22 protein-coding genes are annotated in these 24,645 nt (G+C 63.3%); 8 read left to right on the top strand and 14 right to left on the bottom strand.

Features of this window, described 5'->3' with window-relative positions; genetic code table 11:
• Window positions 1–31: 31 nt before the first annotated feature.
• From DPM35_RS27415 to DPM35_RS27380, 8 genes are all read right to left on the bottom strand, one after another.
• Window positions 32–865: an AraC family transcriptional regulator gene (locus DPM35_RS27415; protein WP_112130308.1), complete on the bottom strand. Its 834-nt coding sequence runs from the start codon at window positions 863–865 to the stop codon at window positions 32–34.
• Between the two features lie 158 nt (window positions 866–1,023).
• Entirely contained in the window at window positions 1,024–1,959 is a 936-nt protein-coding gene (locus tag DPM35_RS27410) for a phosphatidate cytidylyltransferase (RefSeq protein WP_112130307.1), read from the bottom strand.
• Entirely contained in the window at window positions 1,959–2,618 is a 660-nt protein-coding gene (locus tag DPM35_RS27405) for a lysophospholipid acyltransferase family protein (RefSeq protein ID WP_112130306.1), read from the bottom strand. The genes DPM35_RS27410 and DPM35_RS27405 overlap by 1 nt, the downstream gene beginning before the upstream one ends.
• Window positions 2,615–3,058, bottom strand: a complete 444-nt coding sequence (locus DPM35_RS27400; protein ID WP_112130305.1) for a hypothetical protein — start codon at window positions 3,056–3,058, stop codon at window positions 2,615–2,617. Before DPM35_RS27400 ends, DPM35_RS27405 begins: the two co-directional genes overlap by 4 nt.
• A complete protein-coding gene (locus DPM35_RS27395) occupies window positions 3,055–4,392 on the bottom strand; it encodes a phosphatase PAP2/dual specificity phosphatase family protein (RefSeq protein WP_112130304.1) in 1,338 nt (445 codons plus the stop codon). The genes DPM35_RS27400 and DPM35_RS27395 overlap by 4 nt, the downstream gene beginning before the upstream one ends.
• A gap of 13 nt (window positions 4,393–4,405) precedes the next feature.
• Entirely contained in the window at window positions 4,406–6,193 is a 1,788-nt protein-coding gene (locus DPM35_RS27390) for a bifunctional alpha/beta hydrolase/class I SAM-dependent methyltransferase (RefSeq protein ID WP_245431670.1), read from the bottom strand.
• 36 nt (window positions 6,194–6,229) lie between these two features.
• Window positions 6,230–6,838 carry a CDP-alcohol phosphatidyltransferase family protein gene (locus DPM35_RS27385; RefSeq protein ID WP_112130302.1) on the bottom strand — a complete coding sequence of 203 codons (609 nt, stop codon included), beginning with the start codon at window positions 6,836–6,838 and terminating at the stop codon, window positions 6,230–6,232.
• 162 nt (window positions 6,839–7,000) lie between these two features.
• Window positions 7,001–7,885, bottom strand: coding sequence for a glucosamine inositolphosphorylceramide transferase family protein (locus DPM35_RS27380; RefSeq protein ID WP_112130301.1), 885 nt, complete (start codon window positions 7,883–7,885; stop codon window positions 7,001–7,003).
• Between the two features lie 127 nt (window positions 7,886–8,012).
• Here DPM35_RS27380 and DPM35_RS32245 point away from each other — a divergent pair, with 127 nt between their 5' ends.
• From DPM35_RS32245 to DPM35_RS27355, 4 genes are all read left to right on the top strand, one after another.
• Window positions 8,013–9,272, top strand: coding sequence for a glycosyltransferase family 4 protein (locus DPM35_RS32245; protein ID WP_181592165.1), 1,260 nt, complete (start codon window positions 8,013–8,015; stop codon window positions 9,270–9,272).
• 196 nt (window positions 9,273–9,468) lie between these two features.
• A complete protein-coding gene (locus DPM35_RS27365) occupies window positions 9,469–9,948 on the top strand; it encodes a MarR family winged helix-turn-helix transcriptional regulator (RefSeq protein ID WP_112130300.1) in 480 nt (159 codons plus the stop codon).
• A complete protein-coding gene (locus DPM35_RS27360; protein WP_112130299.1) occupies window positions 9,945–11,144 on the top strand; it encodes an HlyD family secretion protein in 1,200 nt (399 codons plus the stop codon). Before DPM35_RS27365 ends, DPM35_RS27360 begins: the two co-directional genes overlap by 4 nt.
• Window positions 11,145–11,435: 291 nt before the next feature.
• Entirely contained in the window at window positions 11,436–12,968 is a 1,533-nt protein-coding gene (locus DPM35_RS27355) for a DHA2 family efflux MFS transporter permease subunit (protein ID WP_112130298.1), read from the top strand.
• A 61-nt stretch (window positions 12,969–13,029) separates the two neighbouring features.
• Here the strand turns inward: DPM35_RS27355 and DPM35_RS27350 are convergent, their stop codons facing one another.
• A complete protein-coding gene (locus DPM35_RS27350) occupies window positions 13,030–13,536 on the bottom strand; it encodes a CAP domain-containing protein (protein ID WP_112130297.1) in 507 nt (168 codons plus the stop codon).
• Between the two features lie 270 nt (window positions 13,537–13,806).
• Here DPM35_RS27350 and DPM35_RS27345 point away from each other — a divergent pair, with 270 nt between their 5' ends.
• On the top strand, window positions 13,807–14,631 hold the full coding sequence (locus tag DPM35_RS27345) for a DUF2189 domain-containing protein (protein ID WP_112130296.1): 825 nt from the start codon (window positions 13,807–13,809) through the stop codon (window positions 14,629–14,631).
• A 161-nt stretch (window positions 14,632–14,792) separates the two neighbouring features.
• Here DPM35_RS27345 and DPM35_RS27340 read toward each other — a convergent pair whose 3' ends face one another.
• The 3 genes from DPM35_RS27340 to DPM35_RS27330 form a co-directional block, all read right to left on the bottom strand.
• A complete protein-coding gene (locus tag DPM35_RS27340) occupies window positions 14,793–15,425 on the bottom strand; it encodes a LysE family translocator (protein WP_112130594.1) in 633 nt (210 codons plus the stop codon).
• 88 nt (window positions 15,426–15,513) lie between these two features.
• The gene (locus DPM35_RS27335; RefSeq protein ID WP_112130295.1) at window positions 15,514–17,487 is read right to left on the bottom strand and encodes a pilus assembly protein; all 1,974 of its coding nucleotides are present in this window, start codon (window positions 17,485–17,487) and stop codon (window positions 15,514–15,516) included.
• Between the two features lie 28 nt (window positions 17,488–17,515).
• The gene (locus DPM35_RS27330; protein ID WP_112130294.1) at window positions 17,516–19,390 is read right to left on the bottom strand and encodes a pilus assembly protein; all 1,875 of its coding nucleotides are present in this window, start codon (window positions 19,388–19,390) and stop codon (window positions 17,516–17,518) included.
• Window positions 19,391–19,671: 281 nt separating this feature from the next.
• Here DPM35_RS27330 and DPM35_RS27325 point away from each other — a divergent pair, with 281 nt between their 5' ends.
• The 3 genes from DPM35_RS27325 to DPM35_RS27315 all read left to right on the top strand — a co-directional run bounded on the left by DPM35_RS27325 (window position 19,672) and on the right by DPM35_RS27315 (window position 22,330).
• Window positions 19,672–20,520, top strand: coding sequence for a TIGR01459 family HAD-type hydrolase (locus DPM35_RS27325; protein ID WP_112130293.1), 849 nt, complete (start codon window positions 19,672–19,674; stop codon window positions 20,518–20,520).
• Between the two features lie 32 nt (window positions 20,521–20,552).
• A complete protein-coding gene (locus DPM35_RS27320) occupies window positions 20,553–21,536 on the top strand; it encodes a bifunctional riboflavin kinase/FAD synthetase (RefSeq protein WP_112130292.1) in 984 nt (327 codons plus the stop codon).
• Window positions 21,537–21,628: 92 nt separating this feature from the next.
• On the top strand, window positions 21,629–22,330 hold the full coding sequence (locus DPM35_RS27315; protein ID WP_146767997.1) for a hypothetical protein: 702 nt from the start codon (window positions 21,629–21,631) through the stop codon (window positions 22,328–22,330).
• Between the two features lie 79 nt (window positions 22,331–22,409).
• Here the strand turns inward: DPM35_RS27315 and DPM35_RS27310 are convergent, their stop codons facing one another.
• Together DPM35_RS27310 and DPM35_RS27305 are read right to left on the bottom strand one after the other, a co-directional pair.
• Entirely contained in the window at window positions 22,410–22,964 is a 555-nt protein-coding gene (locus tag DPM35_RS27310) for an HdeD family acid-resistance protein (protein WP_112130290.1), read from the bottom strand.
• Between the two features lie 252 nt (window positions 22,965–23,216).
• A complete protein-coding gene (locus DPM35_RS27305; RefSeq protein ID WP_112130289.1) occupies window positions 23,217–24,641 on the bottom strand; it encodes a glycosyltransferase family 4 protein in 1,425 nt (474 codons plus the stop codon).
• Window positions 24,642–24,645 lie beyond the last annotated feature (4 nt).

Here is a 24,645-nt window from a genome sequence, read left to right as displayed (position 1 = left end):
CTTCTCCCACAAGAGGAGAAGGGGAAACCTGTCAACCCTTCACCGGCAGCCAGATCTCCAATCCGCCATTGCCGGTGTGCGCGTCGAATTCGGGTCCGTAGCGCTCGAATTCCGGCGCGTCGGCGATCTCGTGGCCGGAAGCCGGCAGCCATTTGTTCCAGATCGTGTTGACGGTGCGGCGGATGGTCGAGATGTGCTCGCGATGCGAGAACACCGCGTATTTCTGCGCTGGCACCCGCACCCGATAAAAATCCTTCGGCAGGTCGGAGAAATCCTTCACCTCGACGCCGACGACATAGTCGAAATTGCCGGCATCGTCGCCATTGAGGCACACACCGTAGAAGACGCCCGGCACCTCGCCGGGAATGCTGCCGATATAGGGCGCGAAACGCTGCCACTGCCTCGGGATGCCGGCGCTGGTCTCACAGCTGTAGCGTTCGCCGAGCCCGGCGACGAGGAACGGGCGGCTGGTCTCGAAGCGCGGCGGCTCGAGCGTGGTGAGAAGTGAACTGTCCATGAGGATAGGCTCCACGAGATCGAGGTTTCGGGTCGAGCCTTGCGCGCGCACCAGTTCGGGCGTGGTGCCGAACGCATCGCGAAAAGCCCGCGTGAACGCCTCATGCGAACCGTAGCCGGCATCGAGCGCGACCGAGAGAATGTCGGGCGCGCCGCCGGCCAGCTTGCGCGCCGCTTCGCTCAGGCGGCGCGCCCGCATGTAGCCCATCACCGACCGCCCCGTGGCGGCGGCGAAAGCGCGCGTCACATGGAAGCGCGACACGCCGCTGCTTGCCGCGACATCGTCGAGACTGACGGCGTCCGGCAGGTGGCTCTCGACAAACCACAGCGCTTTCTCGGTCGGGTTCATGGTTCCTCGCATTTGGCGGGCCGACCCTAGCGGCAGCGCCGGTGTCGAGTTTGATCGAAATTGCGCAGGGCGCGAAGGGGCAAAGCGATACTGACAGGCGAAGCAGTGCCGCCGTCGCCGTCGCGCTGCGGACGCGCGAACGGATTCAATCGGGGCGCTCACACCGTCCAGAAATAGCGCACGATGTGGAAGAAGATCGGGGCGGCGAAGACGAGGCTGTCGGTGCGGTCGAGCATGCCGCCATGGCCTTCGATCAGATGGCCCCAGTCCTTGACGCCCTGGTCGCGCTTGATCGCCGAGGCGACGAGGCCGCCAAGGAATCCCATCGCGCAGGCGATGAAGGCGACGGCCGAGGCCTGCAGCGGCGAGAAAGGCGTGATGAAGGCGAGCAGTGCGCCAAGCAGGCTCGACGCGACCAGCCCGCCGATCAGCCCCTCCCAGGTCTTCGACGGCGACACGTTGGGCGAGAAGCGGTGTTTTCCGAACAGCTTGCCGAAGATGTACTGCAACACGTCGCTGCCTTGCACCACGATGATCAGGAAGGCGATGAGCAGAAGGTTGCGGCCCTCGAAGCCGGGCACGTTGAGCGTCAGCAAAGCAGGCACATGGCTGACGCAATAGACGGAGATCATGATCGCCCATTGCTGCGCCGAGACGCGCTCCAGAAAACGTTCGGTATCGCCGTGCAGCGCCGTGATCGCCGGCATCAAAAGGAAGCAGTAGACCGGGATGAAGATGACGAATAGCCCGTACCAGGCAGTCCACACCAGCCAGTACTGGAAGGGGATGACGATGCCGAACATGCCGAGCAGCACCCAGTGGTCGCTGCGCCGGCTGTGCGTCAGCGTCACGAATTCGCGCAGCGCCGCGAACGAGATCAGCGCGAACAGGATGGTCATGCCGTAACGGCCGAAGAAGAAGGCGACCGTCATCAGAGCCACCATCACCCACCAGGCGTTGATGCGCTGCGTCAGGTTGACCAGCGTCGAACTGAGCGGCTTCGGCGCGCGCGCCGACAGGATGGCGGCGGTGACGCTGGCGGTGCTCAGCACAACGAAGAGGCCGATGATGAGAATGCTGATTTCGTGGCGCATTAATCGTCTCGGTCGGGGCGCGGATTGAGCGCCAGAAGCTCGGCGCGGGCGCGCTGCAGGAAGGCGCGCCGCTCTTCGCCCGGCGCCACCGCGACCGGGGCGCCGAAGACGACGCGGCAAAGCAGCGGCACCGGCAGGAACTGGCCCTTGGGCAGCACGCGCGACATGTTCTCGATCCAGCAGGGGATCAGCTCGATGTCGGGCCGTGCCATCGACAGATTGTAGAGGCCGGAACGAAAGGGCAGCAGCTCGTCGCTGGTGTTGCGGGTGCCTTCCGGAAAGATGATCAGCGAATGACCCTGGTCGAGCACGGAAAGCATGATCGAGATCGGGTGCTCCGCTTCGCTCGTCCAGGTCCGGCTGATCAGCACGGAGGACAGCATGTCCTCGGCGATGAAGCGGCGAAGCCGCGACTTGCCCCAATATTCGGCCGCGGCGATCGCATGCGTCTTGGCGCGCTCCGCCTCGCTGAGACAGGCCGACAGAAGGATGAAATCGCCATGGCTGGTGTGGTTGGCGAAATAGATGCGCTGTCGGTCCGACGGCTCGCTGCCGCTCCAGATCGGCCGCACGCCGGTGACCGCCCAGGCCATCGCCGAAAGGCCGACCGAGGTCACTGTCTGCAACAGCGTGTAAGTGCGCAGCGAAAGCTTGCTCATCTGGGCATCCAGAACCCGGCGGTGAGGAACGCGACGACGAACACCGCGAAGGCGATCCGCTGTCGTGCAAGCAGGCGGCGTGTTCCGGCGATGCGCTCGTCGAGCAGGCGCGGCGTGGCCGGGGCGGGCTTCAACCGCATGCGCGCCAGCATGTCATCGACAGCGGCGCCGCCGGACATCTCGTCGCCATGCGTCGCCATCAGCCGGAACAGCAGCGCATCGAAGCCGAGAAGCGCCGAGAGCGCGAGCACGACGACGGCGCTCGTCGCCGCGACGAGCAATGCCAGCACCGCAAGCGGCGCATGGAGCGCGCCGCGCGCCGAGGCGACCAGCGGCGCGATGCTGTCGCCGGCGATCACGATGACGGCCGGCCATGCCGCCTGTTTGACCAGCATCGCAGCGAAGGCGGCAGTCTTACGCTGATAGGCGTCGTTGCTCATGCCGGCTCGTCCAGTCCGAGCTGAAGATGCACTGGCCGACCCGAAGCGGCGAGCTGCTTGCGCGCCTGCGCCGGCGTGTGCGAACGACCGCTGGCGACCAGCCAGCGGGCGACGACCGTGGCGCTGCGCTGGAAGCCGAGCGCGCAGCAGATCAGCACCTTGCCTTGCCGGCGGGCCGGCTCGATTGCCGCCACCGCATCGTCGAGCGTGTCCACGGGTGGCGACAGGAGATCGAGCATGGGAAAGCTGATCCAGCGGCCCGGCGCGTCGCGCGGCCGCTCCAGCTCGGCGGCAAGATCGATCACCGTGCCGAAGGCGTGTGCTTCGGCAGCGTCGGGAAAGCGCCCGAGGAAGACACCGTCGGTGACGGCAACCACCGGCGGCAGCTTGCGCGTCCAGGCCCAGACATTGACCCTGGCGCCCAGCCGGTATGGCCAGAGCAGGACGCGGCTTGCCAGCGACAAGCGGCCGTCCGCCGTCTTCTGGAACACTTTTGGCCCGGCGCCGGAATAGCCGAAAGCGACGATGGCGAGCGCCAGCGAAGGCCAGAGAAGCACCAGCGCGACAGCCGACAAGAAGGCCCCGATGGATGCACCGGCGAGCGCCAGGGCGGCGCCCAGCGCGTAGTAGAGCGAAAGGCGCCGCGCCTTGCCGTCAGCGGTCAGGCGAAAACCGGCGAAGGGCAGCTCGCCCCTTGCCGGAAAGACCCAGAGCGCAAAGAAACCGAGCAGCACGCCGGTCGGAATGTCGATGAAATGGTGCTGCCAGGTCGTCAGGACCGAGGCGCCGATCAGGAAACACCAAAAGTGCCAGAGCGTGAGCAATGGGCGGCTGAGACGCTGGCGCCAGTGATCCCAGATGATAACCAGAAGCGCGATATGCAGGGACGGCGCCTGGTTGAACGGCTTGTCGAAGCCGCCGAGCACGGCAAACAGGAAGCCGGGCAGGCCGGTGGTTGCCGGCCGCACGAAGGTGGCGGTCAGCGGAAACAGGATGAAGCAGGAGACAGCGACGACCTGCGCGGTAAGGTAGCGGCCGGCCAGCCGGTTCACGCCCTGCCGGCTGTCGTTGAGCAGCAGCGACAGGGCGTAGAACAGGTTGATCGACCAATAGGGCACGATCGTCCAGGCGAGGAACGGGACGTGGTGCTCCCAGGAGAAGACGATGCTTCCGACTTGATTGCGAGTCGAGGCGAGCCAGTTGGCGAAGCCGTAGGTCGAATAGAAGAACGGCGCGAGGAAGGCGAGCCAGAGGGCTGCCCGGATGACGACACGTCCATAGGGTTCGGCGGCTGCGCTGGCGGAAAGTGACGGGGGCTCGGCACTGGTCGGCATGCGTGGACGGTTCCTAAACCCGCCTTGCCAGCGAGACGGTGAAGATGCCCCACTGGTCGATGCGCTGGTCGAGCTTCTCGAAACCGGCCGCTTGGACCAGCTGGTCCATCTCGGCTTGCGTGCGCCGTCGCATCACCCAGGCCTGGCCGCCGCGATGCGAGGTCAGGCTGCGCGCGATCATCTCGAGCTGCGGGTGCCAGGGCTGGTTGGTGTAGATCAGCAGGCTGCCGGGCTGCATGGCGCGGGCCAGGCCGCCGAGCGAGCGGGCGATCATCGCATTGTCGGAGAAGAGCTCGTAGAGGCCGGAGACGATGGCAAGATCGGGCGCCGGGTTCAGCGCGGCGAGCCCATCGCCGTCGAAGGCGTCGGCGCGGCGGAACGAGACGCTGGCCGGCAACTGCCGATCGGCAATCAGCTTGCGGCCGAGCTCGACATTGAGATCGGAATAGTCCTGCAGGCGCACGCTGGCCGGCTGCTCGGCGCTCTTGTTGATCGCGTCGAGCACGTAGCGGCCGTGGCCGGCGGCGATGTCGAGTATGTGGCCCGGCCGTCCCGCAGCCTTCAGGGTTGCCAGCGCCTGGCCGATCAGTTCCTCGAGGTTGAGCTTGCGCTGGCGGATGCCGCGCCAGCCGATGGCGTCGAGAAAAGTCCTGTCGACCATGCGGCCGACAGGTCCGAGCCCTCGCGCCTCGTTTTCGTAGACATAGTCCAGCGTCGAGCCGGAATCGAAGCCGGTGCCTACACCGATCTTCATGCCGCGCGAGAACCAGCTGCCGGCGCGGATGAAGGCACGGCTCATCGCCCAGTAGAGGCCCCTGGACGACAGGAGATCGATCGGCGAGCCGAGCCTGTCCGCCTCGTCGCGCGTATAGCCGGCAATGTCCGCCTGCTTCAGGTCGACGGGTTCGGCCGGCGAAGCAAACTGCCCTTCGATAAAGGGCCGGATCAGGTCGAGCGCCTTGGCGCGGTCGCGTTCGCCCAGCGTGTCGTGGAAGAAGCCCGGCAGCACACGCCGTTCCTTCACGCGGCTGCCGAGATTAACGAAGAACTCGTGCTGGGGGCCGTGCCGCACCACCCAGTCACTGCCCGACAGAAGGAGCTGCGTCGGCACGGTGATGGCGCGCGCGTCGGAAACGATGCGCGCCGCATGCTGGTAGAGCTCGACGAGGATGTTCGACGCGATCGGCCTGGTGATGAGCGGATCGTTCTCGAAGGAGGCGATGCGCACCGGGTCATGGGTGAGCAGGCTCGCCTTGACGTAGGAATTGACGAAGAAGCGCCCCTTGAGCTTCTGCCAAAGCGCGATGCCTTCCTTGGCGAAGGGCACGTAGAGCTTGACCGAGAAGGCGGGGGAGGCGAGCACCATGGCGCGCAGTTTCGGCGCGTAGTCATGTACCCAGGCGGCAGCGAGCACGGCGCCGAAGGATTGGGCGATGAGCGCGATATCCTCTGCGCCGAAACCATCTTTGGCCGCGATCTCGCGCATGAAACAGTCGATGTCGCGCACAAGCGCCGCGAAGGACGGCGCATAGCCGCGCTCGCCGGCGGAGCGGCCGTTGCCGCGCGCATCCCAGGCGTAGAAAGCGTAGTCGGGCATGCTGAGTTCGTCGACAAGATGCGCCATGCGGCCGCCATGCTCATGGCCGCGATGGAAGAGCACGACCGCGCCCTTCGCCTCGGCCGATGCCGCCGGCCAGAAACGGTAGAAAATCTCCGTGCCGTCATGGCTGTGGAAGCTGCGTTCCTGCGCCTGCCGTGAAAGGCTTTCCGCCGGTGCGGTGGCGATCTGTTCGTGAAGCATGCTGTTCCCCTCGGACGGCATGGCGAGCCTCGATGCTTAGCCGGTGTTGCCAGTAAGGCCGGCGCGTATCCGGTTTATGGCGGTCAGCAGCGAAAGCGTAGCCATGGCCGGAAACACAAACGGCGCGATCGCCGCGGGCCACAGCCCGACGGCGCACAAAGCCGCGACCACGCCGAGCCCCAGCGCCCTGTCGCTCTTGCCGAACGGGCCGGCATAGTTGCGACCGATGCCGGCAGGGATGCCGAGCACGCCAGCGAATTCTGCGAGCATGGCTGCCATGGCGAAGGCAACGACACCCCAGGCGCCAAACTGAGGGAAGACGGCGAAGGGCAGGATCAGCGCCAGGTCGGAGACGACGTCGCAGATTTCGTTGAGATACATGCCAAGCGTGGAAGCCTGGCCATGTTCCCGCGCCAGCATGCCATCCATGGCGTTGAGCGCCATGCGCACGAACAGCACCAGGGGGATGAGCAGGAGAAGCAGACGCGAACCTGGCGCCGCCACGATCGCCAAGCCGGCCGCGATCGAGAGGCCGGCTGCCAGCAGGGTGATGCCGTTGGCTGTCACCCCCATGGCCGCCAGTCGGCCGACAAGCGGTCGCAGCCTGTCCTGGAAGGCCGGCTTCAGCGCATAGAGCGTCGGCATTGCGTGATCCCCCGATCCACGGTGCAGCTTTACCACGAGCGCGCCATAAGGTGCTAGCGTGCGGCAGAAACACAGTGAATTTTCAGATGGTTGACGCCGCGCCGTGAATGCATCGCCTCAAGCCGTCGCGGCGGGATCGCCGTGATCGCCGCTGCCGCGAGCTCACCGCATCTTCTTGCGCAGCCAGTACTGCAGCTTGACCAGATGCCGCTCCGGCGTGCGCTCGAAGCGGCGGACGTCGATCAGCGTCACGCCGCCACCGTCCGAGAGCGTGTGCAGGCCGGTGTCGAAGCCATCGATCCATCCCTCGGGCGACAGTCGCTTGACGATTTCGGCCGAAAATTCCTCCGGCGTCAGGCGCTCGATCCGCAACAGGTTGATGGCCGTGCCGTAGCCGGTCGTGCAATCCTGGGCCGGCAAATACAGCTGGCCATCATGTTCGAAGGGCGAGCCGCCGGGCCGCGACGATGCGCGTCCCGTGCGCACCGGATTTTGCGGATGCTTGGTCCACGGGCCGGTCAGGCTCTCGGCGAAAGAGGCGTGCAGCTCGCGCATGTCCCGTTCGTTGGGACCGTTGAGCGCATAGAGCATCCACCAGCGCTCATGGTGGCGAAAAACAGCCGCGTCGACCGCCGGTTCGTCCAGCAGCACGGCGACCGGCTGCCACGCCTTTGGGAAATCGGTCGCCTTGTAAAGCGTGAGCCGCCCGCTCTTGAAGGCCTCCGGCAGCATGAAGATATCCTCGCCCTGCCGGATCAGGAACGGATAGGAGAGGTGGAACGGCTCCTTCAAGGCCACGCCGCGCTCCTTGAGCCTCCAGTCCCGGTCGTAGCTGTAGTAGTGGATCTCACCGCGCCTCACCCGGTGGTCATAGGCCTCGACCAACACCGTGAAACGGTCGCCATGGAAGAGGCCGAACGGGTCGGCGATGAAGCGGTACGACCCTTGAGGCGGCAGCCAGACGACCCGGCTTTTGTCCAGGCCTTGCGGGGCAAGTGCGCTGCCGATCCGATCCGGGACGATGCCCACCTGCCAGATGTCGAACATAGTTTCGCTCCCTGCTGCGCCGGCGCACCTATGCAGCAAACCGTGGAGCCCCGCAAACCGCGTTTGCGGCACTGTGGGCGGGAAGCCCTGTTCCGCAAGGCGCGGCCCAGGTTCACATGTTTTTAAATTGCCCCCGGCAGTAAATTCGCGATACGGCTGGCCGGCGGCTCTGTTCGCTTATCCATTTTGTCGGGCTGGAGCGGGCGCCTACTTCGCCGGGTCGCCTCCAGAGAAGAGTATCGATCAGCAGGCAAGCGATTCCCGCCATTTAACTGTCATGACTTTAAACAGCAAAAAAATCGACAGCGTTATTTTTACCGAAAGCTCTCCCGATATCGGCGGACAAGAACGGCAGTTGCTGGTCCAGATGCGATCGCTTCGAGCGGCTGGGATTGACGCGGTGCTCGCCTGCCGCCCGAATTCTCGAGTTGGGGCTTTGGCGGCGACAATGAACATTCGGACTGTAACACTTCCATTTAGAAACGGTGCGGATCCGCGTACGATAATTGGCCTGTATCGCCTGATCGCTGCAATGCGGCCCGCCGCGTGCTTCTGCCACAGCGGTCATGATACAGACAATCTTGCAATTGCTGCACGAATTTTCGGTCGAAATCGTCCGCGCCTGATCAGGTCTAGAACATACCTGGCCGGAAAAATATCCGAATATAGCTATAACTATTTCGTGGATGTTACATTCACTCCAAGCAAGTATCTGCAGTCAAAAATCCTGTCCAATAGCCGCGTCGATCCTAAGCGGATCGAAGTGATTTATCCGGGTGTGGATTTCAAAAAACTTGATTCGGAATGTCACCTTGAACTTCCTTCTGATCTTGCTCACTGGATCGAAAGGAAGCGCGGCACGCTGATCGTGCAGGTAGGCATGCTCCGCAAGGAGAAAGGCCACCTTATGATGCTTGAGGCAATAGCGAAATTGCGTTCGCGATGGCCCGCAATTCATTTTGCGATTATTGGATCGGGACCAGAGCAGGAGTCGATCAAGCAGCGGGCAATCGAGCTTGGCCTTTATGATCAAATCTGGATGGGTGAACTGCCATCCGTTGCGGCTATCCTGAAAAAGGCGGATCTCGTCGTCATGCCTTCGTCCGTCGAAGCGTTGGGTATGGCTCAAATTGAGGCGGCGGGACTCGGCATTCCAGTCGTGGCAAGCAATATTGGCGGTATTCCGGAGACAATCTCCCATCTGGAAACCGGTTTGCTGGCCGAGCCAAATGCGAATGATTTTGCGCAATGGCTGGACTACGCGCTGTGCCATCCGGACGACATGCGCACGATGGCTCATCGCGCTCAAGCGGATGTTCGGTCCCGGTTTAGCATCGAAAACAACGCCAGCGCGCTCAAATCCTTGATCGCACGGCAGGTTCGTTGACGGCTTGCAGCGCTTGACGCGCAGTCGTCCATCCTCGCATCGCTTCATTCAAATCCGCAACCCCGGCTGACTCAGACGGCCGTCGTTCCATTCCGCCGTCGGTCACGCGCCAATTGCATTGTTGAGGCCGGAGACTTTCGGCTTCTGGCGCAAAGCTCCTCTTGAATAATAAGCACGCTTATTATATCTATCGCTCATGGTTTCAGATGGCATCGACAGATTGGGATTTTTGATCCACGACGTGCAGCGTCTCATGCGCAAGCGCTTCGAGGCGCGCGCCAGCGGGTTGGGGCTTTCCTCGGCGCAATGGCGGCTGATGGTGCGTGTCGCCAAGGAAGAAGGCATCACCCAGGCGCGGCTGGCCGAACTGCTCGAAATCGAGCCGATCAGCGTCTCGCGTCTTGTCGACCGCATGGAAGAGGGCGGCTGGATTGAGCGCCGCCAGGACGCCACCGACCGGCGCGTGCGCATGATCTTCCCGACCGAGAAGGCGAGCGCCGCCTATGCCGATGTTAAAAGCCTCGCCGGCGAGGTCTATGAGGAGTCCTTGACCGGTGTTTCGCCGGAAGACCGGCGCATCCTGATCCGGGTGTTGGACACCATCGTGCAGAACCTGACGGATGGCGAGGCATCGTCCCTCGAAAAGATCAAGAGCAGGGAAGGGGCGGCAGCATGAGCGCGGCAGCCAAGAGAGAAGACGACAACGTAACCAAGCTTGCGTCGGCGCAACCGATCGCTGAAGCCCCGGCGCAGCCGGCGGCCGCTCCGGTCACGGCGGCACCTGAGCCTCAGCCGGCGCCGGCCGCGCCGAAGAAGAAGCGCCGCCTCGGCCGCTTCCTGTTGATGGTCGCTCTGCCGTTGGCGCTGCTTGCCGGCGGGTCATATGTCTGGGTGACGGGTGGCCGCTACCAGGAGACCGAGAACGCCAACCTGCAGCAGGCCAGGATTTCAGTCGCTTCCGACACGGCCGGCCGCATCGTCCAGGTCGGCATCGCCGACAACCAGCAGGTCAAGAAGGGCGATCTGCTCTTCGTGATAGACCCCGAGCCGTACAGGATCGCGCTGGCACAAGCCGACGCGGCGGTCGCCGCCGCGCGCCTCAACGTCGAGCAACTGCGCGCCGCCTATAGCCAGGCGATGGCGCAGGAAAAGTCCGCCTCCAGTGAGGTCGACTATGCGCAGTCGCAATATGACCGCGCCGCCGATCTCGCCCAAAAGGGCATCAACGCCAAATCCTCGCTCGACCAGGCCCGCAACGATCTCGACAAGGCCAAGCAGCAGCTGGCCGTCGCGCAGCAGGGCATCGTCAGCGCCAAGGCGGCGCTCGGCGGCAATCCCGATATCGAGACCGACAAGCATCCGACAGTGATGGCCGCTTTGGCCGCGCGCGACAAGGCGGCCTATGACCTGGCGCAGACGACGGTGAAGGCGCCGGCCGACGGCGTCATCTACCAGGCCGCCTCCTTCAAGGTCGGCCAGTATGTGTCGGTCGGCACGCCGCTCTTCGCGCTGGTCGAGACCGGCGACACCTGGATCAACGCCAATTTCAAGGAGACCCAGCTCACCCACATGAAGCCTGGCCAGAAGGCCGAGATCGTCGTCGACACCTATCCGGGCCGCACCTTCGAGGCGACCGTCAAGGCGATCGGCGCCGGCACGGGCGCGGAGTTCTCGCTGCTGCCCGCGCAGAACGCCACCGGCAACTGGGTCAAGGTCACGCAGCGCATTCCGGTGCGCCTGGAACTGACCGATCCCGATGCCAGGATGGCGCTGCGCACCGGCATGAGCGCCACCGTCACCGTCGACACCGGCGTGGCGCGCGGCCTGCCGTCGATCTTCGGCCACGCCACGGCAGGGGAAAGCGCGCAGTAACATTCGCCTCCAATCGGGGGCGAAGCAGGCATTGACCTGATGGGAGGAGTGGGAAGGATAAGTGTTTAAGATCAGCCGCCTGGCGGCGCGATCGAAACCGAAACCTTCGACACGGACCCGTCGGTCCTCAGGTTTCCGGGCGGCAGGCATCCGCTCCAACAAAGACTTTCGGTCGATGTAACCCCCACATCGATAGTCGCGTCCCACCGCGATGAGAGTCTCTCAACGGAAGGCTTTGCCGCCCGGAAGCCCAGTGTACACGTTTCTGTTACCTGCTGGAAGTTCAGCATTATGACCACGCCCGAACCCTTCAAGGAAGTGCCGCATCGCGGGCTGATCACGGTCGCGCTGATGCTGGCGACGATCATGCAGGCGCTCGACACCACGATCGCCAATGTCGCGCTGCCGACCATGACGGGCGACCTCGGCGCCTCGCCCGACAACATCAATTGGGTGCTGACCTCTTATATCGTGGCGGCGGCGATCATGACGCCGGTCACCGGCTGGCTCGCCGACCGGCTTGGCCGCAAGGAGCTGTTCCTCGCCTCAGTCGTCGGCTTCACCGTCTTCTCCATGCTCTGCGGCCTTGCCTGGAGCCTCGAGACGATCGTGCTGTTCCGCCTGCTGCAGGGCGTGTTCGGCGCGGCCATCGTGCCGCTGTCGCAGACCTTCCTGCTCGACATCAACCCGAAGGAGCGCCATGGCCAGGCGATGGCCATCTGGGGCGCCGGCATCATGCTTGGGCCGATCCTGGGCCCGACGCTGGGCGGCTGGCTGACAGAGAACTTCAACTGGCGCTGGGTGTTCTTCATCAACCTGCCGGTCGGCATTTTGGCCTTCCTCGGCATGGCCGCCTATCTGCCAGTCATCCCAAAGCGACTGCGCGGCTTCGACTTCTTCGGCTTCGCCATGATCTCGCTCGGCGTCGGCGCGCTGCAGCTCCTGCTCGATCGCGGCGGCGAGGTCGACTGGTTCAACTCGGCCGAGATCTGGATCGAGCTCGCTCTTTCGCTCACCGGCTTCTGGGTGTTCACCATCCACACGGTGACGGCCGAGCACCCCTTCATCGATCCAAAGATATTCCTCGACCGGAATTTCGTGACCGGGCTGGGCTTCATCTTCGTCATGGGCGTGCTGATCCTGGCCTCGATGTCGCTGTTGCCGCCGATGCTTGCCAATATTTTCGGCTATCCGACCGTGACCATCGGCATCGTGCTGGGTCCGCGCGGCATCGGCACGATGATCTCGATGCTGGTGGTCGGCCGCATCATGCACAGGTTCGACGCGAGGATCCTCGTTGCCATCGGTTTCCTGCTGACCGCGCAGTCGCTCTACACCATGGCAAGCTTCACGCCGCAGATGGACAATTGGCTGATCCTCACCTCGGGTGTCATCCAGGGTCTCGGCATGGGCATGGTATTCGTGCCGCTGTCGACGGTCGCCTTCGCCACGCTCGACGCGCGCTACCGCACCGATGCCACCGCGCTGTTCAGCCTGGTGCGCAATCTGGGTTCGTCTATCGGCGTCTCGGTGGTGGCGGCGCTGATGGTGCGCAACACGCAGATCAACCACACCGAGCTTTCGGCCTTCATCAACCCGTACAATCCCAACCTATGGGCTGCCTCGCCGGCGGCCGCCAGCGGCAACGCCGCGGCGCTGTCGCAGGTCGACCGCGCGGTGAATGCGCAGGCGATGATGATCTCCTACATCAACGACTTCAAAATCCTGATGGTGATGACGCTGGTCGCGATCCCGTTCGTCGTCCTGCTGCGCAAGCCGAAGGCCGCGCCGGCGGGCGGTGCGCCGGCCGCGCATATGGATTGACGTTTTATTCCAGAACGGCTTCCCAAGTCGGCGCGAAGCAACGCTACCGTTCCCTTCTCTGCTATCTGCCAAGCACCAGCGCCCAATAGCGCAAGGCAGGATCGCGGCCGTCTCGCACATAGGCGAGCCCGAAGCGGCTGAAATCCGGATCGAGCATGTTGCGGCGGTGTCCGTCCGAATGCATCCAAATGTCGAAGAGCTTCTCAAGGTCGAAACGGCCCTCGGCGATGTTTTCAGCCGCCGCGCCCCGTACGCCATTGTCCTTCATGCGCGAGGCGAAATCCTTGCCCCAGCCGGTCGTGTGGCTCATGCGCTCGCGCGACGCCATGTAGCCGGCCTGCTGCAGCGCCGCCTGCTCGAGCTGCGCATCGGGAGTCAGCACCGGCAGTCCAGCCGATGTGCGGATCGTGCTCAAGGTGCTCGTGGCGGAAGACGAAACGCCGGCGCCTTCGCCGGTTGGCACCGTGACGGTGCTGCAGGCGGCGATGCCGGCAAGCGCCGCAAGGCCAGCGGCCTTGATCAGCATGCGACGGTTCATATCGGGGAGGGCGGTGGTCGGGATGCTCATCCGGCCTCTGATACCGCCGATCGTGGCTTTTGCCGGGCAACCGATGAAAATCGCATGAAACGGCGACTTTTCCCGGAAGATCGGTTATCATCCCGGCGTTCTTGAAAGTGGCAGCCACGGGCGGCCACCCAGGCGGTGACCGACCCATTACAGCGCCGCGCGTCCATCGGACGCGCAAAGGACGCTGTAAAACTTGGTTTGGCGCATGATCCTTTCCGAAAACCGATTTTCGGTTTTCGGGGGTCATGCGCAGAAAAACGGAGGACGGTTATGGCCGGTTTTCATGTCATGACGGACGCGTACGGCGCGCATGTTCAGCCCACGGTGCGCCACATCTCGACCGCGGACCTTTGGGACGCGCTGAAGCTCGGCGCCGAGGATTTCTGGGCCAAGCCTTCGCACTACGTCTTCCTGTGCCTGATCTACCCGATCGTCGGCCTGATCCTGACCCAATGGAGCTCGGGCTCGAACGCCATCCAGCTCGTCTATCCGCTGATGTCCGGTTTCGCCCTTATCGGCCCGTTCGCGGCCATCGGCCTCTACGAGATCAGCCGCCGGCGCGAGCTTGGCATGAGCAGCCGCTGGCATCATGCGCTGGACGTGCGCCATTCGCCGGCGCTGCCGTCGATCGCGGTCATCGGCATCCTGCTCTTCGCGCTGTTCCTGTTGTGGCTGTTCACTGCGCAATCGCTCTACACCAGCCTGTTCGGCGCCGAGCCGCCCGCTTCGGTCGGCGCCTTCGTGCGCGACGTGCTGACGACCGGCAAAGGCTGGACGCTGATCCTCGTCGGCAACGCCGTCGGCTTCGTCTTCGCCGTTGTCGTTTTAGGCACCACCGTCGTTGCCTTCCCGCTGCTGCTCGACCGCGACGTCGGTGCCGTCGCGGCGATCGAAACCTCGGCCCGCGCGGTGATGACCAGTCCGCTGACGATGGCGCTCTGGGGCCTCACGGTCGCGGTTCTGCTGGTGATCGGCTCGATCCCGCTGTTTGCCGGGCTTGCCGTCGTCATGCCGATTCTGGGCCACGCGACCTGGCATCTTTATCGCAAGGTGGTCGAGCCGGAGCAGATCCGGCCGGTGCGCCGGCCCATGTAGGAATCTCAAGGGTCGCCCCAGGGGTGCGTTGAGATTCAGGTCAGGCCGAGTCGAGAAGGATGGCTGTCGAGAACCGGAGCGGAGCGTACTGAAGTACGTGAGCACCGGAAGCGCAGACAGCCGTCATTCGCAGGCCGGTCTCACCTGAATATCAAGGCACCCTATCTCTGCGCCTCGGTCGCCATCTTGAGCGCCAGCGCGGTCAGAACCGTGCCCATCATCCAGCGCTGGACGACCAGCCAGAACGGCCGCCCGGCGAGGAAGTTCGCGATCGAACCGGCAGTCACCGCGATGATGGCATTGACGGTGAGGCTGATCGAAATCTGCGTCACGCCGAGCACCAGAAGCTGTGATAAAACATGGCCCTTCGCCGGATTGATGAACTGCGGCAGGAGCGACAGATAGAGCACGGCCACCTTAGGGTTGAGCAGGTTGGTCATCAGCCCCATGACGAAGAGCTTGCGCGGCTTGTCCCTGGGCAATTCGCGGACCTGGAAGGGCGAGCGTCCGCCGGGCTTCAGCGCCTGCCAGGCGAGCCACAGAAGATAAAGCGCGCCTGCGAAGCGCAGCGCATCGTAGGCAAAGGGCACGGCGAAAATCAGCGCGGTGATGCCGAAGGCCGCCGAGACAACATAGAACAGGAAGCCCAGCGCCACGCCGCCGAGCGAGATCAGCCCGGCCTTCGGCCCTTGCGACAGCGAGCGCGAGATCAGGTAGATCATGTTGGGGCCTGGCGTGAGCACCATGCCGAGGCAGATCAGCGCGAAAGTCAGGTGGTTGGCGGCGTCGGGCATCGGGGTCTCCGCGAAGGCGGCCAAGATTTGCGTCGCCTTACGAAAGCACGCAAGGGCTTGACGGAACCGCCCTTTACGCCAGCGCGCCTTACCCCACCACCCGCAGGTTCGACAATTCGTTGGCGATCTCCTTGAAATTGTCGGAGAGCGTCGCGCCCGTGGCATTCCAGAACAGCTTGGCCGGCTTGCTTGGATCCGTCGGATCCTTGCGAAAGCGGGAGTCGGAAGAGCATGCTTTCAGCGCTGCCATGGCCTTCTGGTCGCTTGAGCTGGTCGAGGACATGTCGAGCGCCACCGTCATCACCATGATGTTGCCGGCCTTGGCGTTGTTGCACAGCTTCGCCATTTGCTCGTTCATCGCGGCGGTATAGTTGCTCGACGAATAGTTGAATTGGCCGATCGCGCTCGACGTGCCGCCGAACAGACGGGTGACCGAGGTACCGTTATAGCCGACGCCGGTATAGCCATAGGCCGCGTAGGTCGACCTGTTGCCTGCCGGGTCGGAACTGACCGTGGAGTAAGTGTTCTCGCCGTCCGTGAGCACGATGACCACCTTGTCGTTGCCGCGCTCGGTTTCCGGACGGCCCTCGGTGAAGGGCGGCGCGCTCGACACCGTGCGCCAGCCCCAGGCCATGCCTTCGGGCACATTGGTGTTGCCGTTGGGCTGCATCAGGTCGATCGCCGCCTTGATGGCTGCGAGCCCATCCGTCTGGGTGACATCGGTAAGCGGTGTGATCGGCGTGGTGGTGCAGCTGTAATTGGGACCCGCGCCCGAACTGAGGGTCGGAGCATCGATTGGCCGCGGCTGAAAATATTTGGCCATGTTCGACTGCCTGGTCTTGCCGGTCGTGCTCGACGGATCGTCGTTCCACCAGCTGTTCGCCGCGCCATAGGTCGTCGGGTTCGGCTCCAGCGGGTTCTGGGTCACCTTCCAATGATTGCCGGGTTCGTCCGGCGCGAACATCGGCACGAACATGGTCGCGGGATCGCCGACGCCGATACCGGTGTTGTTCGGGCCGCCCGAGGCTGGCGTGTCGTCGACATTGTAAGGGTAGGGGCGGACCTCGACACAGCCCTGCCAACTGGCGAATGGACCGTAGGTGTCGTTGTAATCATATTCCGTATGACTGTGCGAACAGGTGTGGTTCGAGCGGTATGTATCGCAGACGGTGCGCGCGCTGCCGACGATGCGCTCGTGGCTGGTCACCACCTTCAGGTCTTGATAGAGCTCGAAGCGGCTGAGAACCTGGTTTTCTTCGTCGCCCCAGCCGGTGCCTTTCTTGTACCAGATGCCGTTGATCTTCTGGGCATATTTGTCGGGCGCATTCAGCGTCGACCAGTCGAAATTCTCGTTGGCGACCGGAGACAGCCCGTAGACGTCCATCCACGGGGCGTTGTCGTTGTCCGACCCGACATTGACCGAGGCCGCGAATGGCACGAGGCTGAACTGCACCGGCTTGTCGATCTGCTTGATCTGCGCTGCCTGCTGCGCCAGCGTGTCGACAAGCTGCTTGGCGGCCTGCTTGAGCAGGTCGATGCGTTTCTGTCCCGAGCCGGTGCCTGGCGTTGTCATGGAGCCCGAATTGTCGAGCACCATCGCCACTTCCAGCGTGTTCTTCAGCCGCACCTGGGAACACATCTCGACCTGGATTGGCTTATGGGCGTCGCCGTCCGACGCGCCGCTGAGCAGCGCCGCCGCCGGATGGAAATAGGGGTGATAGGTGAGCGTCGCGCAAAGCTTCATCAGGCCGCCGCCGGTCTGGCTGCTCGGCAGCGTGACATCGAGCGCGATGTTGGCGGGATCGATGGTGTTGAGATTGGAATTCAGGAAGGCAGCCGCATAGGCCTTGATCTCGTCGTCCGATGCGCCCTGCGAGAGGCGCACCGCGGAGGCGAAATTGGCCGAGTCGAGCGCGTTGAGCACCATCTGCTTCTGGCGGTTGAGCTCGGTGATGTCGACGCCCACCGCCAAGGCTCCCATCAGCGGCACCATGGCGATTGCCGTCACGAGGGCATAGTTGCCGCGGCGGTCACGGCAGAATTGATGCCAGAATTTGCGCATTTGCTCGAGCGGCCCCCGGTTGTTGTGCTCAACTGACGATGCGCAGGTTCGACAATTCGTTGCCGATCGCCTTGAAGTCATCCGAAAGCGTGGCGCCGGTCGAGTTCCAGAACAGCTTCGCGGGCTTGCTCGGGTCGGTTGGATCCCTGCGGAAACGCGAGTCCGACGAGCAGGTCTTCAGCGCCGCCATCTGCGCCGCCTCCGCGGTGTTGCTGGAATCGAGGTCGAGCGCGATGGTCATGACGATGATGTTAGCGGCCTTGGCGTTGTCGCAGAGCGTGGCGAAATGCTCGCTCATCGCCTTGGTGTAATTGGCGTTAGAATAATCAGTCTTGCTGACATTGCTGCTGGTACCAAGGAAAATGCGGCCGTAGCTGTAGGCGGTATTGTACGGGTTCACATAACCCAGCGCCGAATAAGTAGATTTGGCACCCGCCAAATCATTGGCTCCCAATGAAGTGGGTGTGTAGTAGGTGTTGGCGCCGTCCGTCAGGACGATCAGGACCTTGTCATTGCCTTTTTCACTTTCGGGACGGCCCTCTGTAAACGGCGCTGTGCTGGAGAGCGTTCTCCATCCCCATGCCATGCCTTCCGGCACGTTAGTGGCGCCGCTGGCGGCCATCGCATCGATCGCGCTCTTCACCGTCGTGGCGCCGGCTGAGGTCGATACGTCGGTGAGCGGCGTGATCGCGGTCGTGCTGCAACTGGTGTTGGGGCCTTCGTTCATGCCGTAGGCAGGCGTCACTTTGGTGCCGATGCCGGCATTGAAATATTTAGGCATGTAGCGCTGCCGCGCCGCGTCCGTACCGCTTGATACATCCAAATGCCAATTGCTGTAGGCGGAACGCGAGTAGCTGTCGGTGTTATCGGTCTCGTCAGGTGCGAACATAGGTACGAACATGGTCGCCGGTGTCGAGGTCGAGGCGGCCGTATCCTGAATGTTATAGGGATATGGCCGCGATTCGACGCAGCCGCCCCAACTCGCAATTGGCGCGTACACAATATTGGACGTGCAGTTGTTATTCCTGTCCTTGGTGCACGACGAAATCCGCTTCATCCACTTGTAGATCGAAAAGCGCGTCAGCACCTGGTTCAACTGCGTCGCATCCCACGACGAGCCTTTCGCATAATAGTTGTTGCCAGACTTCACCGCATATTGGTTAGGGGAGTTGGCCGAGGTAAGCGTCGACCAATCGAGGTTCTCCTGGTCGAGTGGCGAAACGCCTGTCGTGTCCATCCAGGCGGCATCTTTGTTTGCCGGGCCGACATTGACCGAGGCGGCAAAGGGCACGAGGCTGAATTGAACCGGCTTGGAAACCTGCTTCATCAACAGCGCCTGCCCGGACAGTTGGTCGACAAGCTGCTTGGCCGCGCTCTTTAACAGGTCGAACCGTACCTGGTTCGAGCCGTGCCCAAGCTCGGTCATCGAGCCCGAATTATCGAGCACCAGCGACACTTCCAGCGTGTTCTTGAGGCGGATTTCGGACCTTGCCGAAAAGTTGACGGTGGTCTGAGCCGGAGCGCCGCCGCCCAGCAGCATGACCGCCGCCGGCAGGAAATAAGGTTGGTACTTAAGCGCGGCCTCGAGTACCAGCGTGCCGCCGCCGGCGTTGTTGTTCGGCAAGGTCACCGTAAGCGTCGTATTCGCGGGAAGGACGTGCCCTAGGTTGGCCTCGAAGAATGTCTTGGCAAAAGCCTTGGCATCGGCGTCGCTAGCGCCGGCGACGATCTGCTGTGCCGTTGCGAGCCCGGCGGCGTCGAGCGCGTTCAACGTTTCCTGCTTCTGCCTGACCAACTCGGTGTAGTCGACGGCAATCGCCACGGCGCCCATCAGCGGTATCATCGTGATGACCGTCATCAAGGCGTAGTTACCCCGCCTGTCGCGAAAAAAATCGCGGATCATTGCATTTACCCCCGCCAAGGATCCATGCCGATATACGACCATGGTCGCAGTTGCCGTCGTACCATGGTCATAAATCGTTAAATTTCAGCTTGCGCGAAACTATCAAGAACGCACCGCCTTTTTGACGGCGCGTTAACCCTGTGCGTCCGGGCGAGCGTGATCGAGGCCGGCGTGTGGTGATCGGGAAAGCTCGTGACAGGATCAAGCGCTTCGGTTATGCGGGACCGTCCGTGGCCGGCTGTCTGTCGCGGCCTGCCAGGAATCAAAATCAGGGACACGGCATGGCGGATTCGCCTGACATCATCACCTCGCTCGACGATCTTGCGGGGCGCTACGCGGCCATACTGTGCGACGTATGGGGCGTCGTGCACAATGGCGAATGGCATTTTCCGGCGGCCGCCGCCGCGCTTGCCCGTGCACGCGCGGCCAACGTGCCTGTCGTGCTGATCACCAATTCGCCACGCCGCAGCGCCGACGTCATTGCCCAGATGAAGGTCATCGGCGTTCCCGCCGACGCCTTCGACCGGGTCGTTACCTCCGGCGACGTGACGCGCGACCTGATCGCCGACGGCCCGAGGCGGATCTTCCATATCGGGCCGGAGCGCGATTTTACGCTCTATGACGGGCTCGATGTCGATCTTGTCGAGGAATTCGAGGCCTCGGGTGTCGTCTGCACCGGTCTCTATGACGACGAAGTCGAGAAGCCCGCCGACTATGCCGAATTGCTGCAGCGCCTGCGCGCCCGCAACCTGCCTTTCATTTGCGCCAATCCGGATATCCTGGTGGAGCGCGGCGAGCGCACCATCTGGTGCGCCGGCGCGCTGGCGCGGGATTACGCGCAACTGGGCGGCCGTACGCTGATTGCCGGCAAGCCTTTCGCGCCGATCTACCACGTCGCCATGAAGGAGGTCGCCGGATTGCTCGGCCGTCCCGTCGAGCGAAACGAGGTTCTCGCCATCGGCGACGGCATGATGACCGATGTCAAGGGCGCGGCCGACAACGGCTTTGACGTGCTCTACGTCTCGGGCGGTATCCATGCGCGTGAGCATGGCGACGATCCCGCAAGGCTGGCGGCCTTTCTCGAAAAGCACGGCTACCGGCCGGTCGCCGTCATTCCGCGCCTGCAATAGGTTGATAGTCTGGCCATGACGGGCGCCTCGACATGACGCAAACCTTCAAACGTCTTTCCACGGCCACGCCGCTGCCTGTGCATTTGCGCGGCGGCGTCGTGGCGATCGGCAATTTCGACGGCGTCCATCGCGGCCATCAGGCCGTCCTGGAGCGCGCGCTGGCTGAGGCCGGCAGCAATGGCGTGCCCGCCCTGGTGCTCACATTCGAGCCGCATCCGCGCAAGGTGTTCCGGCCGGAGGTGCCGCTCTTCGTGCTGACGCCGCCGCCGATGAAGGCGCGGTTGCTCGCCGAACTTGGCTTTGCCGCTTTGGTCGAGCAGCCGTTCACGCGTGATTTCGCCTCGCTCTCCGCCGAGGCTTTCGTAACCGATGTGCTGGAGAAGAATCTCGGCATCCACCATGCCGTTACCGGCTTCGACTTTCATTTCGGCAAGGACCGCCAGGGCGGCCCGGCTTTCCTGATGGAGGCGGGAGAACGGCATGGCTTCGGCGTGACGCTCGTCGATGCCTTCCGCGATGAAGGCGCCGAAGTGGTCTCGTCGAGCCGCATCCGCGAACTGCTCGCCGAAGGCAAGGTGGAGGAGGCCGCCGGCCTGCTCGGCTACCGTTTCACCGTCGAGGCCGAGGTGATCGGCGGCCAGCAGCTTGGCCGCACGCTCGGTTTCCCGACCGCCAATATGCGGCTTTCGCCCGAAGCCGCCCTGCGGGAAGGCATCTACGCCGTCCGCTTCCGCCGTGCCGACGGCACGCTTCATGACGGCGTCGCCAGCTTCGGCCGCCGCCCGACCGTCGACGACAATGGCGCGCCGCTGCTCGAGACTTACATCTTCGATTTTTCCGGCAATCTCTATGGCGAGACCTGCGAGGTGTCGTTCTTCGGCTTCCTGCGCCCTGAGCTCAAATTCGACGGCCTCGATGCGCTGGTGGCGCAGATGAAGAAGGACGAGGCCGAGGCAAGGGCGCTGCTGGCGGGCGTGCGCCCGCTCTCGCAGCTGGACGCCGAAATCGCGTTCTGATCTCCCGGTCTTGAGGCAGATCCGGTAAGCGCCGAATCAGGAATTGTGGCTTCTTCTCGATTCTGCTCTATTGCGAATGCCGGGAGATGCTCATGACGAATATTCTCGTCGCGATTGCCTGCTATGGCGGCAATATGAAAGTCCAGTGCGCCGTCAGCCTGGTTGCTTTGTGTTCGAATTTCGCCGCGCGCGGCGTCCTCTTCGAAATCAGATATCGTGACAGCGCCGACGTCGCGGCCAATCGAAATCACCTGGCTTCGATTGCGCTGTCGCAGCCTGAACGCACGCATCTGCTGTTCATTGACAGCGATATGGAATTCAGGCCGCAGACGGTATTTCGGATGCTGCAACTGGATCGGCCGATCATCGGCTGCGTCTATCCCAAACGGCGACCGGCTTCATCTTCGCTCGAGGACTTCGTCGTCAATGTTGGCGAGCAAACGCGGCTTCACGTGCTGAACGGTATTTGCCAGGTCGCTGGCGTGGGCATGGGGCTGACGCTTGTCCATCGTACAGTTCTTGAGCAGATGGTAGGCACGGGAGAGCTTCGCCAATGGAGGCCGGACAGGTCAGGTCCGCCGCACTACGGCTTCTTCGATCCGATCGCGACGAAGACCAACTATACTTCCGAGGATCTCTCCTTCTGCAACAGATGGACCGAGCTCTGCAACGGCGAGATTTGCGCCCTTGTCGACGAGGAAATCGGACACGTTGGAGAATTCACATACAAAGCGCGCCTATTGGATCATGTCGGCGGGATGCGAGGCGGTTCGAACCAAAAGCCGTTGCCGTAAACGAAGACGAGCGCGTTGGCGGGCGTGCGCCCGCTCTCGCAACTGGATAGCGAAATCGCGTTCTGATTGCCCGTTGCTTCTATCGCTTGAGGGCGAGCCCGATGGCGATGAAGCTCCAGCCCTGGAAGACCAGGTCGATCGCCAGGAACATGCCAAGCACCCAGAGGCTGTTGACCGGCCAGCCCATGGCGATCATCAGGCCGAGCAGAGTGGTGATGACGCCGGCCGCGAGCAGCCATCCCCAGCCCTGCTCCGGCCGGTGGCTGAAGGCCACCCAGGACCGCAAAAGTCCCGAGGCGATCAACGCGATGGCCAGCAGCAGCGTCAGCACCGCCGAGGCGAGCAGCGGGTTGTCGAAGGCGAAAAAGCCGGCGACGGCGTAGAGCAGGCCGCTCAGCAGCCAGTAGAAGAAACGTCCCCAGGTCCTGACGCCGAAGGCATGGACGATCTCGATGGCGCCGGCCATCAGCATCAGCCAGCCGACCACATAGACCGAGGCGACGGTGGCGATGAAAAGATTGCCGAAGGCGACGCCGCCGAAGATCAGCAGCAGCACGCCGAGCGCCACGAACCACCCCCATTTGTCCCGCGTCTGGCCGATTGCGTCTCTGAGAGCGTCGCTTGGCAAAGTCATGGTTTCATCTCCCTCGAAAATTCACCACCGGTTGTGCGGTGAAAGGAAGCTAGACCGAATGGCATTGTCCGTCCAGCAACACGAGCGGAGCCTGCGGGCGGCCGGGCTGTGCCCGAGCCCGGAGCAATTCCAGGAAAAGTGTGAGCAGTTAGGTTCGGCGCGTTCGCCGTAGCCTTCCGCCAGGAATTGCGTGAAAACAAGGAGATAGAGCGGTTCGCCGTTTCCGTGAAACGGTGAACCACTCTAAGGCGCTCATTCTCGCGCCGGCGCGACTTCATCCGGGAACGGCGCAAGCGTGGCCTTCAGCGTCTCCCGGCCAGCCTGCTCCCAGCTTCGCGCCGTGAATTCGCCGGCCTTCGCCTCATAGGAAGTCCGGACCTCGGGCGAGGTGATCCATTCCCGCATGGCCTTTTCCCATCCTTCGGCATCGAGTGGGTCGAGGCAGAGTCCGAACGGACCCACCACTTCGGGGATGGCTCCGCCTGTCGAGGCGATCAGCGCCTTTCCGTAGGCCAGCGCCTCGACGGGCGGCAGTCCATATCCCTCATAGAGCGACGGGTACACGCAGAACGCACTGTTTTGATAGAGCAGGGACAACGTTCCGTCATCGACATTGTCGAGATGGACAAGGCTCTGGCCGTAGTCGGGATGGCTGTGAAGCTTCGCCAGGACCCCATCGACCATCCAGCCGCTGCGGCCGACGAAAACCAGCTTCATGCCGCTATGCGCGACCGTTCCGTCCTGAACGAGGCGCCGCCAGACGTCCATGAGCAACGAATGGTTCTTGCGCGGTTCGATGGTGGAAACGAACAGGATGTATCGACCTGTCTCAAGTCCGTCCGGCAGGGGGCCGTCCGCCTTCGATTTGCGCGCGCTGTCGCAGCCGAGTGGGACCAGTTTCAGTTCCGGCAGCTGGAGGCCGAGCCCGGCGGCATGCTCCTCCATATCGGCGGTGACGCGCTTCGACGTCAGGATGAAGCGGTCCGCCAGCCTGATCGCCAGAGTCACGTAATCCGTGAATCTCGTGACGTCATGCGTTTTGTACCATTCGGGAAACTGGATCGGGATGATGTCGTTCAAGAGCACGATCAGCTTTGCGCCGGCCGAGCGGCACTCGCGCGAAATGAGCTCGATATCGGTGTGCGACCAGTCGTTGTTCATCAACAGCAGATGGTCGCCGGGTATGAGGTCGTGTTTGTTGCCGGCCGCCGTCCGCAGCGGCACGATCCGCACCTTTGAACCGTCGCGAGCGATCAGCCGCCGCTCGTGCGCCTTCATCAGGCGGTTTTCGACCCGCTCAAGGAAAGGAAGAAAAGGGCTACCGGGATAGCGCCGGGCGAACGCGCCGATTTCCGTTCTCAGGATCCGGCGCGCTCTCATGATAGTCATCAGCGATTGCCGCGCCCAGCTCGGCCAGCGATCGTAAAACCGCATCTTGATGCGGGCCGGGTCCGGATGGAAACTCATGTCGCATGAGATCTCGCCGGCGATGATTTCTGCCGCAATCCGCGGCGAAACCTGCCTGAGGACCCGGTCGACCGGGTCGAACACCGTGAACGCCACCTCGGAGGCCGTGAACGCGGCCGCCTCGGCGCTGTAATGCCGCTGCACGCGGACCAGGCCGACCGGAGGGCCGAGCCAGCGCGCCATGCTGGTGAGATCGACGACGAGCCGCATCAGC

Source organism: Mesorhizobium atlanticum (assembly GCF_003289965.1).
Classification (GTDB): Bacteria; Pseudomonadota; Alphaproteobacteria; order Rhizobiales; family Rhizobiaceae; genus Mesorhizobium; species Mesorhizobium atlanticum.
Note: the sequence above shows the minus strand (reverse complement) of the source record. Positions and strands in the feature narration are given on the sequence as shown.